We start from the raw sequence: 14,713 nt of genomic DNA, 5'->3' as shown, positions 1-14,713 counted from the left end.
ACGGGTCGAGCGCAGTCGAAGTCTAGGAAGGATACTGTGGACGGAGTAGACCTGGCGTGGTCGGTGAGATCAACTCATCCGTCCGGCCGATGTCGGCCAACTCGACGGCCACCTCGAACCGGCCCAACGCGACCAACGCCGCGCCGGTCGCACCGATCTCCGGGTTGCGCTGGTGCGACACCGCGCGCGGGGCCAGCGTCGCCGCGAACGCCTGCCGCCACCAGATCGATGCGGCCATCGCCCCTCCGCCCAGCACCACTGACACCTGCCGGTCGACGGTGGATTCCAGCACCTCGAGATCCCGTGCCACCAACTCGCACAGGCCCTGCATGAGCCCGGCCAGGATGTCCACCGCCGTGGTGCCGAAGCTCAGCCCGCGCAGCTCGCCGGTGCCGGCCGGCGCCATACCCGGCGGCCGGTCGCCGCCGTAGCGAGGGTCGGCCGGGCGCCCACCGCCGGGCGGCACCAGCGCCAACGCCGCGTCCAGTTCGGCGCCGGCGGGCAGCCGCAGCTCCCGGTTGGCCCAGGAGAAGAGGTTCCCTCCGCAGGAGTACGCGGCCCCGGTCACCACGTGGTCGTGATCGACGCGGTACCGCCACAACCGCTCGGGCAGGCGGGGCATCTCCTGCCCGGCCGGCACCCGCTGCATCAGCCGTACCGCCGCCGAGGTGCCGACGGTCACCGCCGCCCGGCTCGGATCGGCGCAGCCCGAGCCGACGTTCGACGCCCCGCCGTCACCCACCGCGGCGGTCCAGCCCACGCCGGCCAGTGCCGGCCATCTCTTCGCCGGGTCGGGCCGGAGCCGTCCGCGCCACTGCAGCGGCGCGAGCTCCGGCAGGACGCCGGGCCGCGCACCGGCGAGCGCGAGGGCTTCCTCGTCCCAGGTCAGCGAGCGCAGGTCGAGCAGGCCGGTGCCGGACGCCTGGGAGATGGACATCGGCGCCTCGTCGAGGAGTTGGCCCAGGGCGTACTCGACCACGCCGGCGAACCTCGCCACCCGGCCGCCGGTCTGCTCCCGCAACCACGGCAGTCGTACGGACCAGTAGCCACGGTGCCACCAGGTGCCGGTGCGCTGGTGGTAGTCGTCGGGGTCGGCCGGGCCCGCCGCCGACGCCGGCAGCACCGGCCGGGTGTCGAGCCAGGTGAGCGCCGGCCCGAGCGGTTCGCCGGCGGCGTCCAGCGGGACCACCGAATGCCACTGCCCGGAGACCGCGACCAGCTCGACGTCACGCAGGTGCCCGAACTCGGAGAGCTCGTCCAGACACTCGACGAGGCCGGTCAGGTAGGCCGGCCCTTCCAGCGTGCCGGTGCCGTCGTCGCCGACGGCGAGGCTGACCTTCCGCCGCGCGAGGGCACCCGGCACGGGCTGCGTGTCCTCGTCCAGGACCAGCCCGCGAACCGACGAGGTGCCCAGGTCGAGCGCGAGAATGTTCATCGCCGGTCAAATTACCCGCTCCGAGAGGGTGTTCGAGGAAGCTCGCTACGGGCGAACCTCGTCAAACACCCGCTGGGGCCGGAGCGTACGCCGGATCGGCTTCCGCACCGGTCGGCGTACGCGTAGGGTGGGCGCATGTTCGCGCATCCGACCTGCTGGTGGCCCGCCGACCCGGCGGCCATCCTCCGCGCGTAACTTCCCACGCGGCCGCCTGTCGAGGCGGTCGCCGGATCTCCGAAACCCGGGCCGCCCACACCGGCACCGCCCGGCACCAGGAGAACCCGATGATCCACCTGAACGACCTGCTCACCGCCGTGTCCGCAGGCGCCGACCCGGGCCCGTTCGCGCTGATACGCCGCGCCGACGCCGACCAGTTGGAACTGTTCACGGGCCCGATCCGCACGGTCGACCGGCTCGCCGACATCCCGCTGCCGGAGGGCGCATCCGGGCCGCGCACGCTGGCGCTGGTGCCCTTCCGGCAGATCACCGAACGCGGCTTCGCCTGCGTCGACGACGGGATGCCGCTGGAGTGCCTGCTGGTGACGCGGCACGAGCGGATCGGCCTGGCCGAGGCCCTCGCGGCGCTGCCGGACCAACCGGTACGCACCAGCGACGCCGCGTTCGACGTCACCGACGAGGAGTACGCCGCCGCGGTCGACCGGGTGCTCGCCGAGGAGATCGGCCGGGGCGAGGGCGCCAACTTCGTCATCCACCGCACACTGACCGCCACCGTGCAGGACCCGCCCCTGGTGGCCGCGATGGCGGCGCTGCGCCGGCTGCTGCTCGGCGAGCGGGGCGCGTACTGGACCTTCGTGGTGTACACCGGCGATCGGGTGCTGGTGGGCGCGAGCCCGGAACGGCACGTGAGCGTCGACGACGGCCTCGTGATGATGAACCCGATCAGCGGCACGTTCCGGCACGCCGGCGCCGAGCCGGACCGTGCCGCGCTGCTGCGCTTCCTCGCCGACCAGAAGGAGGTCGAGGAGCTCTACATGGTGCTCGACGAGGAACTGAAGATGATGGCCACGGTCGCCGAGGACGGCGGGCAGGTGGTCGGCCCGTACCTCAAGGAGATGTCCCACCTGGCGCACACCGAGTATCTGCTCGCCGGCCGGGGCACCCGGGACGTCCGGGACGTGCTGCGGGAGACGATGTTCGCACCGACGGTCACCGGCAGCCCGATGGAGAACGCCTGCCGGGTGATCGCCCGGCACGAGCGCACCGGGCGACGCTACTACGCGGGTGTGCTGGCCCTGCTCGGCCACGACGACGCCGGCCGGCAGACCCTGGACGCGCCGATCCTGATCCGCACCGCGGAGATCTCCCCCGACGGGGCGCTGCGCGTGTCGGTCGGCGCCACCCTGGTCCGGCACTCGACCGCGGCCGGCGAGGTGGCGGAGACGCACGCGAAGGCAGCCGGCGTGCTGGCCGCGCTCGGGCTCGGTCCGCAGGCCGCCCGCGCCGGCCGGGAGGCGACACCACGGCTGGCCGACGATCCGGAGGTACGCGCCGCGCTCGCCGCACGCAACGCGCCGCTGGCGCGGTTCTGGCTGGACCAGCGGGCACCGGGCGTCGGCGCACTGCCGGCGCTGGCCGGGCGCTCGGCGCTGGTCGTCGACGCCGAGGACACCTTCACCGGCATGCTCACCCACCAGCTGCGGGCGCTCGGCCTGGCCGTGACCGTACGGCCGTGGCACGCGCCCGGGCCGCTGGACGGATACGACCTGGTGGTGGCCGGGCCGGGCCCGGGCGACCCGGGCAGCACGACCGAGCCGAAGATGCGCGCACTGCGCGGGCTGCTGGCCGGGCTGCTGGCCGCCGGCCGGCCGACCCTCGCGGTCTGCCTGGGACACCAACTGCTGGCCGGGCTGCTCGGGCTGCCACTGCACCAACGCGACGCCCCGTACCAGGGGTTGCAGCGGGAGATCGACGTCTTCGGCAGGCCCCGCCGGGTGGGCTTCTACGCCACCTTCACCGCCCGCGCCGGCGCCGACGCTCTGGACACCCCGTACGGCCGGGTGGAGCTGGCTCGCGACGCCGCGGACGGCGCGGTGCACGCGCTGCGCGGGCCGGCCTTCGCCGGGGTGCAGTTCCACCCGGAGTCGGTGCTCAGCCCGGACGGCGTCGCGGTGCTGGCCGACCTGCTGCCGGCGGTGCTGTCGACCGCCGGCCGGCTCGAGTCACCAGCGTGACCGGATCCGCGGTGACCCCGGCGTGGCCCGCCGACCGGGGATTCGGCGAGACCTGATCCAGGACCGTGGGAGGTCGGGCGGGGCGAGAGCCGCCGCCCGACCGCCGGGTCGCTCCGGTCTCAGCCGGCGAGGCCCTTCTTCACGGCGGCGCCGATCTGCACCGCGCGCCGGGCGGTCAGCGCGGTGGCGGTCAGGGCGATGTCGTCCGGCGCGACCTCCCCGTTGTTGCTGGTGTGCGAGGCGCCGTAGGGGTTCCCGGCGATGAACTGGCTGCTGTCGGTGTAACCGGGAGTCACCACGATCCCGCCCCAGTGGTAGAAGACCGAGAAGAGCGACGTCAGGGTGGTCTCCTGGCCGCCGTGACTGGTCCCCGTGGTGCAGAACGCCGAGTAGACCTTGTTGACCAGGGCACCCTGGGCCCAGAGCGGGCCGGTGGTGTCGATGAACTGTTTGAGCTGGGCGGCCATCACGCCGTACCGGGTCGGCGTCCCGAAGATGACCACGTCGGCCCAGGTCAGGTCGTCGAGCATCGCCTCGGGGACGTCCTGAGTCTCGAGGTGGTGGGCGTGCCAGCCGGAGTTCGAGCGAATCGCCTCGTCGGGCGCGAGTTCGCGCACCTTGCGCAGTCGTACGTCGGCACCCACGTCCCCCGCCGTCTCGCAGGCGGCCTGCGCCATCTGGTAGGTGGTGCCGGTGGCGCTGTAGTAAATCACCGCTACCTTTACCCGGTCAGCCATCGGAGCGTCCCCTTCCGTATGTCAGCTCCGGCGACTACCCGTCACCTTCTGCGGCAAACGTCCCAGGACGCCCCCATCCGCCGCCCCGGGCCGGACGACCTCAACGGGTGATCGCGCTCCGCCGGCAAGGAGCTGACGCAGCGCGATCAGGGGCGCTCGGCGTCACCGTACGGCGACGCCGAGCGGTACCTGCCCCTGGATCACGTGACCCGGCCCCGCAGGTCGTCGACCTGCTCCTGCAGCCGGTTCACCGCTCCCTCGTTGTTGAGGAACGTGGCGACTCCGGCGATGAACACCAGTCCGAGTATCAGCGCGATGATGCTGAGCGTGAGGCCGCCGATGGTCACGCCCCGTCCGGTCACACCTGGCCGCTTGGCCATCTGGAGCCCGAAGACGCCGACGATGATCCCGATGATGCCGAGGATGATCCCGGCCCACGCGAGGATGGCCGTCAACGTGCACACCAGGGCGGAAACGCCGAACACCAGCGCAAAAGTCGCGGCGGCGCTGGTCTTGGCTGGGGTGCCCCCGGCCCGGGACCGGGCCGGCGCGCCGCCCCGCATCGGCTCGCTGGACGCAGTCATGGCTCTCCCTTCCGCACGCGCGGCGCGCGTACTTGCGGCGTCGCATCCCCCGTAGCGTGGCGGTTATGCCTGGCGGCGGCGCGGGCCCGAGTTTGTCGGTGGCCGGGCCTAGGCTGACGCCCGACCGGTGGAAGGGGGCCCGATGCGGTTGACCGCGCGCGAGGCGCTCGCCCTGCGGATGATCAGTCTGCTGCTGCGCCCGCACCCCGACACCCGGCCGGGCACGGTGGCCGAGGTGGTCGAGTGGTTCGGCGCGATGCAGGCCCAGGATCTGTCCAGCGGGCTCTGGTCGCTCGGCGCCCGGCTGCCCGCATGCCCGCTGGTGGACGTGCAGGCCGCACTGGAGCGCCGGGAGGCGCTGCGCACCTGGCCGATGCGCGGCACCGTTCACCTCGTCCCCGCACGTGACGCCCGCTGGATGCTGGAGCTCACCGGCGTACGCGCGCTGCCGAGCGCGGCGAGCCGCCGGGCGGCCCTCGGTCTCGAACCGGCCGACGCGGACCGCGCCGTGGAGGTGCTCGGCGGCGCGCTGGCCGGCGGCGGGCGGCTCACCCGGGCCCAGTGCCTGGCCGAGCTGAACGCGGCCGGCATCGGCACCGACGGGCAGCGCGGCTACCACCTGCTCTGGTACGCGAGTGTGCGTGGCGTGACCTGTCTCGCGCCGAACGTCGGCGCCGAGCAGACCTTCGCACTGCTGGACGAGTGGGCGCCGGACCCGCTGCGTCCCGAACGGGACGAGGCGCTCGCGATCCTCACCGGCCGCTACGTGCGGTCGCACGGCCCGGTGACCGCCCGAGAGTTCGCCGGCTGGACGGGGCTCACCCTCACCGACGCCCGGCGGGGATTCGCGGCGGCGGGCGACACCCTCGCCACGGTTCAGGTCGACGGGGAGGAGATGCAGGTCGACGCCGCGCTGCTGGGCGCGCCCCGGGTGCCGGTCGACGACGTGCTGGCGCTGCCCGGTTTCGACGAATACCTGCTCGGCTACAAGGACCGCTCGCTGATGCTCGACCCGGCGCACCGCGATGCGGTCGTCCCCGGCAACAACGGCGTCTTCCAGCCCACGATCGTGCACGGCGGCCGGGTGGTGGGCACCTGGCGGCGCACCGTCGGCAAGAGCCGGGTGACGATCAGCGTGACGCCGCTGGCGGCGCTGGACCGGCCCGGGACGGAGCGGGCCCTCGCCCGCTACGCCGAGTTCCTCGGCCTGCCGTCCCGGGTCGACTGGCCCGCCTGACACCGCTGACGGGTGGCACGCCCGCACGTCGGCCACCCAACACCCGGAGCAGTACGGCCCCTTACGGGTAAGGCGGCAAGTGGCGCGGACCCGGGGTCGGATGCGGTGCCGACCACTACCGGTAAGGCGGCAAGTCACGCGGGCCCAGGGGTCCGCTGCGGCGCCGACCACTACCGGTAAGGCGGCAAGTCACCCGGGCCCAGGGGTCCGCTGCGGCGCCGACCACTACCGGTAAGGCGGCAAGTCGCACGGAGCCGGTGGTCCGATGCGGTGCCGACCGCTGTCGAGCTGCCCCAGATCTGGGGCGCTGGCCGCGTCGATCGCGACGCCGAGGCCGGCCCAGGCCTGCCCCGAAAATGGGGCAGCTCGACAGCGACCGGAGGGCACTACCGCAGCCAGCCGCCGGGCCGGAAGGGCCGGGCGGGCCGGTGGGCCGGTGGGCCGACGAGGTGGTGTCCCTGCCGGCCCTGGTCGTGCGGTCGTGCTCAGTTCGCCAGCGCACCGGCGGCCCGTCCCTCGTGCAGGGTCAGGTTCCGGCCGTTGGCCGGGTCGAAGAGGTGGATCTTCTCCAGGTTGAACCACACCCGGCGGGTTTCGCCCTCGGCCACCGGCGACTCCGCCGACAGCCGGGTCACCAGGTTCGAACCGGCTCCGGTGAAGTCGGCCGCGCCCGCGTCGGCGGCCAGCTCCTCCAGCTCGGCGGCGCTGGCCCGCTCCCCCGCCACGGCGAAGTAGACGTACTTGTCCGAGCCCATCGACTCGACGATCTCCACCGGCGCCTCGAACTCCATGCCGCGGCGGCGGGTCTCCTCGTCGACCAGTTCGGCGTCCTCGAAGTGCTCCGGCCGGACACCGAGGATCAGCTCCCGGGGCGCGTCGACGGCTTCCAACTCGCGGCGGACCCGGTCGCCGATCGGCACCTCGCCGAGCGCGGTACGCAGCTTCCCGTCCTGGACGGCAGCGTGCAGGAAGTTCATCGACGGGGAGCCGATGAAGCCGGCCACGAAGAGGTTGCGGGGGTGGTCGTACAGCTCCTGCGGCGGGCCGACCTGCTGCACCTCGCCGCCCCGCATGATCACCACGCGGTCGCCGAGGGTCATCGCCTCGGTCTGGTCGTGGGTGACGTAGACGGTGGTGGTGCCGAGCTGCTTCTGGAGCCGGGACACCACCGTCCGCATCTGCACCCGCAACTTCGCGTCCAGGTTGGACAACGGCTCGTCCATCAGGAACGCCTTGGGCTGGCGTACGATCGCCCGGCCCATCGCCACCCGCTGCCGCTGGCCGCCGGAGAGGTTGGCCGGCTTGCGGTCCAGCAGCGCGGTCAGCTCCAGGACCTTCGCCGCCTCCTCGACCTTGGTGTCGACGGTCTTCCGGTCGAGTTTCTGCAGGCGCAGCGGGAAGGCCATGTTCTCCCGGACCGTCATGTTCGGGTAGAGCGCGTACGACTGGAAGACCATGGCGATGTCCCGGTCCCGGGGCGCCTTGTCGTTGACCCGCTCACCGCCGATGCGCAGCTCGCCGGAGCTGATGTCCTCCAGCCCGGCGATCATGTTCAGGGTGGTGGACTTGCCGCAGCCCGAGGGGCCGACCAGGATCACGAACTCGCCGTCGCTGATCTCCAGGTCGACGTCCCGCACCGCGACGGTCCCGTCCGGGAACCGCTTGCTCACCTTGTCGAGCACGATGTCAGCCACGACTATCACCTATCCCTTGACTGCGCCGGAGGTCAGGCCGGAGACGATGCGGCGCTGGAAGAAGAGGACGAACAGGATGATCGGAATGGTGATCACCACGGCGGCGGCGCAGATCGCCCCGGTGGGATCCTCGAACTGTGACTCACCGGTGAAGAACGACAACGCCACCGGCACCGTACGGGCCCGCTCGGTCGAGGTGAGCGTGATGGCGAAGAGGAAGTCGTTCCAACAGAAGATGAAGACGAGGATCGCCGTGGTGAACAGCCCGGGCGCGGCGAGCGGCGCGATCACCCGCCGGAACGCCTGGCCCTGGGTGGCGCCGTCCATCTTCGCCGCCTTCTCCAGGTCCCACGGGATCTGCTTGAAGAACGCCGACAGCGTGTAGATGGCCAGCGGCAGGGCGAACGTGATGTACGGCAGGATCAGTCCCGGCCAGGTGTCGAAGAGGCCGAGCTGCCGTTCGATCTCGAAAAGCGGGGAGACCAGCGACACCTGCGGGAACATCGCGATCAGCAGGGACACCCCGACCAGCAGCCGCTTGCCGGGGAAGTCCAGCCGGGCGACCGCGTACGCCGCCATCGCGCCGAGCACCACCGCGATGGCGGTGGCGATCAGCGCGATGCCGATCGAGTTCACCAGGGCGCGGACGAACTGGTCGGTCTCGAAGATCGTCCGATAGTTGTGCAGCGTCCACTCGCGGGGAACGAACTTTCCGTCGGTGAGCGTGGCCGGGGTCTTGAACGACAGGGAGGCGATCCAGAGCACCGGGATCAGCGCGAAGACGACCACGATGACGTCCAGCAGACCCCACCGCAGCTTGGCGCGCGTGGTGGTTTCGGTAGCCATCTCAACGCCTCTCGTCGTCCGAGCTGCCGGGGGCAGCGGTGCCGAAAAGCTTGACGAAGACGAACGCGATGATCGCCACGGTGATGAAGATCAACACGGACATCGTCGAGCCGATGCCGAGGTTCAAACCTCGGATCAGGTTGTTGTAGGCGAGCATCGACACCGACGAGGTCTCGTTACCGCCGGCGGTGAGCACGAAGATGTTGTCGAAGACCCGGAACGCGTCCAGCGTGCGGAACAGCAGCGCGACCAGGATCGCCGGCTTCATCACCGGCAGCATCACCTTGGTGAATCGCTGCCAGGAGGTCGCCCCGTCGGTGGAGGCCGCCTTCAGCAGGTCCTCGGGCACCAGCGCGAGCCCCGCCATAAGCAGCAGCGCCATGAACGGTGTGGTCTTCCAGATCTCGGCCAGCATGATGATCGCCAGCGAGCTGGCCCGCTCGGTGAGCGGCGCACCGTCGCTGAACAGGTTCGCCAGGTACCCGGTGCCCGGGGTCCACGCGTATCGCCAGGAGAAGGCGGCCACGACCGTGACGATGCCGTACGGGATCAGCGCGGCGGTCCGCACGATGCCCCGGCCGACAAGCGTACGGTGCATGATCAGCGCGAGCCCCATACCGAGCACCAGCTCGACCGCCACGGTGACCACGGTGATCAGGGCAGTCACCCCGAACGCGGTCCACCAGAACTGGTTGGTCAGCACGGTGACGTAGTTCTCCAGCCCCACGAACTCACGCTGATCGGGAAAGCGCAGGTCGAAGCGCTGCAGGGAGAGCCAGAACGAGTAGATGATCGGGTACGCCGTCACCGCCAGCATGACCAGCGCGGCCGGCGCGCAGAGCAGCCAGCCGAGCCGCCGCTCGGCCTTCCTGTTCTCACTCAGCGGCGCCCGGTTCCGCCCCGACCGCTGAGTCGGGATGGCCGCGTGCCGACCGGTGCCGCGGGTCGCGCTCTGCTCACTCCTCACGCTCACGGGAGCACCCCCTTCGACTCGAGCGCGTCCGCGATGGCATCGCGCAGTTCGTCCGCGGTCTGCTGTGGCCGGATCTGCGCGGGCGGCGAGAGCACCGCCGACATCACCGTCGAGATGCTCTGGTACGCCGGGGTCAGCGGACGCACCGCCGGCTCCTTCAGCTCCTCGACGATGGTGTCCTTCATCGGGTACGCCTTGGTCATCTCCGGGTCGTCGTAGACCTTCTCGATCGTCGGCGGCACGCCGTCGTTGATCGCGGAGAACTTCTGGTTCTGCTCGTCACGTAGGCACTTGGCCGCGTCGAAGGACAGCTCCGGATGCTTCGAGTACGCGCTGACCGCCAGGTTGACCCCACCGATGGTGACCTTGCTCGGGGTGTTCTCGTCGATGCCCGGCACCCGGGCCCAGGCCACCTGCTTGGCGAGGTCCGGGCTGGCCTCCTGCATCGCCGGGTAGACGAACGGCCAGTTGACCTCAAAGGCGCCGCCACCGGCCTGGAACTCCAGCCGGACCGGGTCCTCGGTGGCGTTGCTGAACGACGGCGACGTCACACCGGAGGTGGCGAGGTCACGCAACTGCTCCAGCGCCCGGACCGTGCCCTCGTCCATCACCGCCTTGCTGCCGTCCTCGCTGAGGATCCGGCCGCCGGCGCTCTCGGCCAGGGTGTTGTAGAGGACGACGAGCCCCTCGTACTGGGCGCCCATGGTGAGCACCTGGTACGGCTTGCCCTGCCGCTTGAGGTCCTGCGCCATCGAGATCATCTGATCCCAGGTCTTCGGCGGCTCCGGAACCAGGTCCTTGCGGTACCAGAGCAGCTGGACGTTGGTGTTCTTCGGCGCCCCGAAGAGCTTGCCCTCGTACTGCGCGGTCTCCAGCGGGCCGGCGAGCGTCCCCTGCTCCACCTCGGCCTTGTCCTGCCCGGTCCATTCGCGGATCCAGTGGGCGCTGGCGAACTCCTGCGTCCAGGTGACGTCGAGGCCCAGCACGTCCATGCCGCTGTCCTCGGCGGCGAGCCGGCGGACCAGCTGCACCCGCTGGTCGTCGGCCTGCCGCGGCAACACCCGGTACACGATCTTGTAGCGGCCGGCTGCCTGGGTGTTGCAGGTGTCGACCACCTTCTGCAGGTTCTGCTCCGGCGGGTAGTACAGGTTGATCGTGGGTGTGCCGCCGTCCCCACCGGAACCGCAGCCCGCCAGCGGCGCCGCCAGCGCCACCGCGGCGGCCGCCGCCACCGCACGCACCCGTGGTCGGCGTCGACGTACGGCCTCGTCAGGGTCGTTCATCACCCCTCCCCTCTGCTCGGCCACGTGCCGGGGAAGGCCACCGTGCCCCGGCGCACGGCGAGACGGTCGGGGCCCCGACCAGCGAAAGGGTCAACCCCGGACGTTTCGTGGCCCCAACACTGCCCGACCTGCGAAGTCGCGAAACATCACGAAGCCACGACACGATCAACGAGGGCCTGATCGGGGCAAATCACCCAGCGTTGACACAGCGCAGCTGGCAGCAGCCGCGCCGCTCGGGCATGCCGGACATTCGTCCGGGTACCCGCCGATGTGACCTTCTCGATCGCCGCACGGTGTCCGCGTACCGGCCAGCTCGGGGTGGGCGCCCTGACGGCCAGACCCGCGGTAGGCAAGCTCGTCGCGCACGTCCAGGCCGGCGCCGGTGCGGTGGCGACCCAGGCCACCCCCAACCCGTTCCTGGCCTACGACGGCCTGCCGCTGCTCGGCGACGGCCGCTCGCCGCAGGACGTCCTGACCGAACTGCTGGCCCGGGACCCGGGTCGGGAGGTACGGCAAGTCGGCATGGTCGACCACCAGGGCCGCTCGCACGCCTACACCGGCTCCCGCGCCAAGGACTGGGCGGGGCACCACACCGGGCCGGGCTACGCGGTGCAGGGCAACCGCCTGGTAGGCCCGGAGACCCTCGCGCAGATCGTCCGGGTGTTCGAGGACAGTGCGGAACTCGACCTGGCGGAGCGGCTCGTGCTGGCCATCGAGGCCGGGGAGGAGACCGGCGGTGACCGGCACGGCGCACGGTCGGCGACCGTCACGGTGATCAGTGATCAGCCGTACCCCCTCTGGGACGTGCGGGTCGACGACGCCGTGCATCCGGCGCGGGAGCTGCGCCGGCTGCACGGCGTCTTCCGGGAGGAAGTGCTGCCGACCATCCGGCGGCTGCCCACCCGCGACGACCCCACGGGCGAGGCCGCCCGGCACGCGCTCGGGTAGCTCGCGCGCTGACCGAGTGGGAGCGACGCCGCCTCGGGGCGGCGGCTGGAAGCGCGGCAGACCCGGCCGCCGGTCGGGAGAGGATCAGGGCGCGTAGCCGGGGCCGGCGACGGTCTCGGCGATGCGGGTCAGCCAATACAGGTCGTTGGTCCGCGATTCCGCACTGGCCTCGCGGTCGAGGATGCTCTGCAGGAACACGGCGACGTCGTCGAGGTGCCGTTCGCCGCGGTAGTAGCTCAACAAGGTCTGATCCGGTTCCAGCGGACCGTAGCCCCGACGGAAGAGCTCGGCGCGGTGCGCGTTGATCGGATGGTCGCCGAAGTCCCGGCTGTGGACGAACATCAGGTCCCGTTCGCGCGGCGCGAGGATCGGCGCATCCCAGTCCACGACGTGCAGCGGGCCGTCGCCGTCGGCGATCAGGTTGCCGGGGTGGATGTCGGCGTGGCAGACGACGTACCCTCCTCGCGTCACGCGGGCGGCCAGATCGTCGACCGTCTCCGACAACCGGTGCAGCGCCGTGCCGTACCGGTGCCAGAAGGGGCCGAGGGCCTCGCTCGACGCGGCCGGCCCGGCGAGGGTCCGCAGCCGCTCGCCCGCGCTCGACCGGTAGGTCTCGACCGGCAGGACCGCCGCGAGGTCGGCGTTCGGCGCGACCGCGTGCAGCCGGCCCAGGAACTCGCCGTACTCGGTCCACTGGCGGTCGGTGAGCCCGCGGCCCCACAGACTCCCGCCGTCGTGGAACGGGTAGAGCAGCAGCCGGTAGTCCCCGAAGCCGTGGCCGGCCTCGCCGTTCGGCAGGTCGATCGGCGCCACGACCTGGCTCACGCCGTGCGCCCGAAGGAAGCCGGGCAGCCGGACGGCCGCTTGGGTGAAGTCGCCGCGGCGCATCTTGAGGAAGTAGCGCCGGCCGTCGGATGTGTCCACCCGGTACGCCCAGGCGTGCCCATCGAGCCCGACCGGCATGAACACAAGACCGGCGATGTCCAGGGCCCAGGCGTCGGCCACCTCGGCCGCCAGCGACCGCTCGTCGACGCCCGGCTTGTCGATCACCGTCGGAGCGTCGCAGCCGGCGGTCCGCCCGGCAATGCGATTTTCGCCGTCGCCGGGCGCTTCGACCACCAGCGCCAGTCACCTCTCGCCAGCCGGGGGTGAGTGAGGCCACCTGGCCGCGGGCTCGACGGTGCGCGGGCGTATGTCCGGCTGGCCCAGGTGGGGCGCCACCTCGAGCCGGTGCACGGCATCGCGCCGACCGGTCGGACCGTCCGTCAGATCAACTCGGTCGTCTATCACGTCGAGGACGGGCTGATCACGGAGTACTGGATGCAAATCGACCGAGCCGGTCTGCTGGCCCAACTCAGGGGCGACTCCTGACGTCATCGCGCCCGCGCCCGGAAATCGCCTGTAGGTCTGTCACATTCATCGCGGATGATGGTGCCGTGATCGCGCACTTCAAAGACCTGTGCCTGGACGCGGCCGACGCCCACCGGCTCGGCGCCTTCTGGACCGGCATCCTCGACGGCAAGCTGGTGGATCTCGGCGACGGCGACACCCGCGTGGACCCACGGGCCGCCCGGTCCGACGCCGAGTCGATCTGGGTGAACACGGTGCCCGAGCCACGTACCGGCAAGACCCGCGTCCACCTCGACCTGCGGATGGCCGACCCCGATCCGGCGGCGCTGCTGGCGGCCGGGGCGCGGGTGGTCCGCGAACCGGATGCCGAGAACAGCTGGTGGGTGCTGGCCGACCCGGACGGCAACGTGTTCTGCGTCTTCCCACCAGAGAAGGGGTCGCCGCCCCGGCCGCTGGCGCTGGTCGTCGACGCGGCCGACCCGGTCGCGCAGGCGACCTGGTGGGCCCGGGTGGTGGGCGGCACCGTCGAGACCAGCGACGACGGGTACGCCCGCCTGGTCGACGCCAGCGGCTTCCCCTGGGACTACTGGATCTTCATGCCGGTGCCGGAGCGCAAGACGGTCAAGAACCGGATGCACTGGGACGTGGGGCTGGTCGACGCGGCCCCGACCGCTCTCATCGAGGCCGGTGCCACGCTGCTACGCGAGCGTGACGACGAGATCGACTGGTGGATCCTGGCCGACCCGGAAGGCAACGAGTTCTGCGCGTTCGCACCGCGTCCCACCCAGTGAGCGTCAACGCTACCCAGCTCCGGCCCGGTGCATTAGCTTTTCCCTAGTTCCTAGCTCCACTGCCAGCGCGTACGCCGCCGACGTCGATACGCCTCCGGCCGACCCCCACCCCGCCCGATCGGTTGGTTCTCCCCGGAACACCCACCACCGGTCAGCCGCTTGGGCAGGATCGTCCGCAACGAGGAGGTGCCGTCGTGCAGGACACCCGCGCTCTCGCCCTGACGTTCGAGGTGAGCGGCCTGCCACCGGTCAAGACCGAGGCGCTGTCCATCTTCGCCGCCGGGCACCGGCAGGCGACGAGGGTCCGCGCCCTGCTCCAGGCGGCCCTGGCGGCGGCCCAGCACACCGGCTGGACCCCGCTCACCGGGCCGATCGAGGTGGACCTCGTGTTGCGTTGCCCGCCGGGGCACCGCACCTCCGATGCGAGCACGCTGCTCGGCGGGGTGTGCGCGGTGCTCCAGGACAAGAAGCGGGTGGCCAACATCGGCCTGGCCCACCTCGGCGTCCTCGTGGACGTCGCGCTCTACTCCGACGACCGGCAGATCCGCCGACTGTCGTACGTCGAGCAGCCGGCGGAGGAATTCTCGTACCAGGTGCGGGTGGCCGCCGTACCGAACGTGGTTTGACCGACGTCCGCGGTGGG

At 71.6% G+C, this 14,713-nt stretch carries 14 protein-coding genes; 6 read left to right on the top strand and 8 right to left on the bottom strand.

Annotated elements, in window-relative coordinates; all coding sequences use genetic code 11:
* Positions 1-22 precede the first annotated feature (22 nt).
* Positions 23-1,435, bottom strand: coding sequence for an FGGY family carbohydrate kinase (locus AB0F98_RS29670; RefSeq protein WP_357742175.1), 1,413 nt, complete (start codon positions 1,433-1,435; stop codon positions 23-25).
* A gap of 284 nt (positions 1,436-1,719) precedes the next feature.
* Between AB0F98_RS29670 and AB0F98_RS29665 the strand changes: the two genes are divergently transcribed.
* Positions 1,720-3,627 (top strand): anthranilate synthase family protein, encoded by a 1,908-nt coding sequence (locus AB0F98_RS29665; RefSeq protein ID WP_357742172.1) that lies wholly within the window; start codon positions 1,720-1,722, stop codon positions 3,625-3,627.
* Positions 3,628-3,746: 119 nt separating this feature from the next.
* Here the strand turns inward: AB0F98_RS29665 and wrbA are convergent, their stop codons facing one another.
* Both wrbA and AB0F98_RS29655 read right to left on the bottom strand, forming a co-directional pair.
* Complete coding sequence (wrbA, locus tag AB0F98_RS29660; RefSeq protein ID WP_357742169.1) at positions 3,747-4,364, bottom strand: NAD(P)H:quinone oxidoreductase; 618 nt, start codon at positions 4,362-4,364, stop codon at positions 3,747-3,749.
* Positions 4,365-4,564: 200 nt separating this feature from the next.
* Positions 4,565-4,948: a hypothetical protein gene (locus AB0F98_RS29655; protein ID WP_357742166.1), complete on the bottom strand. Its 384-nt coding sequence runs from the start codon at positions 4,946-4,948 to the stop codon at positions 4,565-4,567.
* Positions 4,949-5,090: 142 nt separating this feature from the next.
* Between AB0F98_RS29655 and AB0F98_RS29650 the strand changes: the two genes are divergently transcribed.
* Positions 5,091-6,185 carry a winged helix DNA-binding domain-containing protein gene (locus AB0F98_RS29650; protein WP_357742163.1) on the top strand — a complete coding sequence of 365 codons (1,095 nt, stop codon included), beginning with the start codon at positions 5,091-5,093 and terminating at the stop codon, positions 6,183-6,185.
* 485 nt (positions 6,186-6,670) lie between these two features.
* Here the strand turns inward: AB0F98_RS29650 and AB0F98_RS29645 are convergent, their stop codons facing one another.
* From AB0F98_RS29645 to AB0F98_RS29630, 4 genes are read right to left on the bottom strand one after another with little or no spacing between them, the layout of a single operon-like run.
* Positions 6,671-7,879 (bottom strand): ABC transporter ATP-binding protein, encoded by a 1,209-nt coding sequence (locus AB0F98_RS29645; RefSeq protein WP_357742161.1) that lies wholly within the window; start codon positions 7,877-7,879, stop codon positions 6,671-6,673.
* Positions 7,880-7,888: 9 nt separating this feature from the next.
* Positions 7,889-8,725 carry a carbohydrate ABC transporter permease gene (locus AB0F98_RS29640; protein ID WP_357742159.1) on the bottom strand — a complete coding sequence of 279 codons (837 nt, stop codon included), beginning with the start codon at positions 8,723-8,725 and terminating at the stop codon, positions 7,889-7,891.
* Position 8,726: 1 nt separating this feature from the next.
* The gene (locus AB0F98_RS29635; RefSeq protein WP_357742299.1) at positions 8,727-9,644 is read right to left on the bottom strand and encodes a sugar ABC transporter permease; all 918 of its coding nucleotides are present in this window, start codon (positions 9,642-9,644) and stop codon (positions 8,727-8,729) included.
* 50 nt (positions 9,645-9,694) lie between these two features.
* Positions 9,695-10,981, bottom strand: a complete 1,287-nt coding sequence (locus tag AB0F98_RS29630) for an ABC transporter substrate-binding protein (RefSeq protein WP_357742156.1) — start codon at positions 10,979-10,981, stop codon at positions 9,695-9,697.
* A gap of 270 nt (positions 10,982-11,251) precedes the next feature.
* Here AB0F98_RS29630 and AB0F98_RS29625 point away from each other — a divergent pair, with 270 nt between their 5' ends.
* Positions 11,252-11,929 carry a DUF1028 domain-containing protein gene (locus AB0F98_RS29625; RefSeq protein WP_357742153.1) on the top strand — a complete coding sequence of 226 codons (678 nt, stop codon included), beginning with the start codon at positions 11,252-11,254 and terminating at the stop codon, positions 11,927-11,929.
* Positions 11,930-12,013: 84 nt separating this feature from the next.
* On the opposite strand, the gene AB0F98_RS29620 is transcribed toward AB0F98_RS29625, so the two are convergent.
* Positions 12,014-12,979: an aminoglycoside phosphotransferase family protein gene (locus tag AB0F98_RS29620; protein ID WP_357742150.1), complete on the bottom strand. Its 966-nt coding sequence runs from the start codon at positions 12,977-12,979 to the stop codon at positions 12,014-12,016.
* A 102-nt stretch (positions 12,980-13,081) separates the two neighbouring features.
* On the opposite strand from AB0F98_RS29620, the gene AB0F98_RS29615 reads away from it, so the two are divergent.
* From AB0F98_RS29615 to AB0F98_RS29605, 3 genes are all read left to right on the top strand, one after another.
* Positions 13,082-13,300, top strand: a complete 219-nt coding sequence (locus AB0F98_RS29615) for an ester cyclase (RefSeq protein ID WP_357742147.1) — start codon at positions 13,082-13,084, stop codon at positions 13,298-13,300.
* A gap of 65 nt (positions 13,301-13,365) precedes the next feature.
* Entirely contained in the window at positions 13,366-14,070 is a 705-nt protein-coding gene (locus tag AB0F98_RS29610) for a VOC family protein (RefSeq protein WP_357742144.1), read from the top strand.
* Between the two features lie 194 nt (positions 14,071-14,264).
* The gene (locus tag AB0F98_RS29605; RefSeq protein WP_076473618.1) at positions 14,265-14,696 is read left to right on the top strand and encodes a hypothetical protein; all 432 of its coding nucleotides are present in this window, start codon (positions 14,265-14,267) and stop codon (positions 14,694-14,696) included.
* Positions 14,697-14,713 lie beyond the last annotated feature (17 nt).

Source organism: Micromonospora sp. NPDC023737 (assembly GCF_040639715.1).
Classification (GTDB): domain Bacteria; phylum Actinomycetota; class Actinomycetes; order Mycobacteriales; family Micromonosporaceae; genus Micromonospora.
This window is presented reverse-complemented; position numbering and strand designations above follow the sequence as displayed.

Bases quoted from the DNA above. Each gene is read 5' to 3' on its own strand.
- AB0F98_RS29670 (WP_357742175.1), bottom strand. From the start codon at position 1,435: ATGAACATTCTCGCGCTCGACCTGGGCACCTCGTCGGTTCGCGGGCTG.
- AB0F98_RS29665 (WP_357742172.1), top strand. From the start codon at position 1,720: ATGATCCACCTGAACGACCTGCTCACCGCCGTGTCCGCAGGCGCCGAC.
- wrbA (WP_357742169.1), bottom strand. From the start codon at position 4,364: ATGGCTGACCGGGTAAAGGTAGCGGTGATTTACTACAGCGCCACCGGC.
- AB0F98_RS29655 (WP_357742166.1), bottom strand. From the start codon at position 4,948: ATGACTGCGTCCAGCGAGCCGATGCGGGGCGGCGCGCCGGCCCGGTCC.
- AB0F98_RS29650 (WP_357742163.1), top strand. From the start codon at position 5,091: ATGCGGTTGACCGCGCGCGAGGCGCTCGCCCTGCGGATGATCAGTCTG.
- AB0F98_RS29640 (WP_357742159.1), bottom strand. From the start codon at position 8,725: ATGGCTACCGAAACCACCACGCGCGCCAAGCTGCGGTGGGGTCTGCTG.
- AB0F98_RS29630 (WP_357742156.1), bottom strand. From the start codon at position 10,981: ATGAACGACCCTGACGAGGCCGTACGTCGACGCCGACCACGGGTGCGT.